We start from the raw sequence: 1,349 nt of genomic DNA, 5'->3' as shown, positions 1-1,349 counted from the left end.
TATATCCTGAGTCTGGCTGTCAACTTCCACCCACACGATGTGGCCTTTCTGCTCATCGACTACAAGGGTGGGGGAATGGCCAATCTCTTCAAAAACCTGCCCCATCTCTTGGGAACCATTACCAACTTGGACGGTGCCCAATCCATGCGGGCGCTGGCTTCCATCAATGCGGAGATTCACCGCCGGGAGCGGCTCTTCAGAGAGTTTGAAGTCAATCATATCAACCAATATCAAAAGAAATTTAAGAACGGGGAAGCAACCGAACCTCTGCCCCATCTCTTCCTCATCTCGGATGAGTTCGCTGAGCTCAAGGTCAACCAGCCTGACTTTATCAAGGAGCTGGTATCCATCGCTCGGGTCGGGCGTTCCCTCGGGGTCCACTTGATCTTGGCCACTCAGAAGCCATCTGGGGTGGTAGATGACCAGATCTGGTCCAACTCTCGCTTTAAGCTAGCACTTAAGGTAGCAGATCGGACAGACTCGATGGAAATGCTTAAGACGCCAGATGCGGCGGAGATTACCCAGACTGGACGAGCCTATCTGCAGGTCGGCAATAATGAAGTCTATGAACTCTTCCAGTCAGCTTGGTCAGGGGCAGACTACCAGCCGGATAAGGATGAGATGGGAATTGAAGACCATACCATCTACCTGATCAACGACCTAGGCCAATACGAAGTGCTCAATCAAGACCTGTCAGGTCTTGACCTAGCCGAGGATATCAAGGAAGTACCGACGGAGCTGGAGGCTATTGTCAGCCAGATCCAACTACTGACAGAGAGCCAGCAAATCCCACCGGTACCACAGCCATGGCTGCCACCGCTTAAAGAGCGGATGACACTACAGGAGCTGGAACCGATCCAGCCCCAGGAAGCCTGGGAGCAGAAGAAGCCGGTCTCCGTCCTTCTGGGAATGGCGGATATTCCGCAGGCACAGAAGCAAGAGCCTGTCTCTGTCAACCTGTCCAAGGATGGGCATATCCTGCTCTACGGAAGTCCTGGTACGGGGAAGACAACCTTCCTGCAGAGTGCGGCTATGGACTTGGCTCGCAAATTCAGTCCCAAGGATGTCACACTCTACCTGATGGACTTCGGGACCAATGGTCTGGCACCGCTGGGGCAATTACCTCAGGTAGCCGATACCCTGCTTTTGGATCAGACGGAGAAGATTGCCAAGTTTGTCCGCATTATGGAGCGGGAGCTCAACCGGCGTAAGAAGCTCTTGTCCGACTACGGTGTTGGCACCTTGGAGCTCTACCGTCAGGCTAGCGGTCAGCAAGAGCCGGCTATTGTCATCCTGCTGGACAGCTATGAGTCCATGAAGGAAGAAGCCTATGAAGCAGAGCTCTTCAA

Annotated in this window: 1 protein-coding gene; it reads left to right on the top strand. The window is 53.5% G+C overall.

Features of this window, described 5'->3' with window-relative positions:
• Positions 1-1,349: type VII secretion protein EssC (gene essC / locus HMPREF9378_RS00040; RefSeq protein WP_002914487.1), on the top strand; the 1,349-nt coding region annotated here is incomplete at both ends.

Origin of the sequence: Streptococcus sanguinis SK1 = NCTC 7863 (assembly GCF_000194945.1) — a bacterium.
Classification (GTDB): domain Bacteria; phylum Bacillota; class Bacilli; order Lactobacillales; family Streptococcaceae; genus Streptococcus; species Streptococcus sanguinis.
The sequence above is the reverse complement of the archived record's forward strand: the minus strand, read 5'-3'. Positions and strand labels throughout refer to the sequence as shown.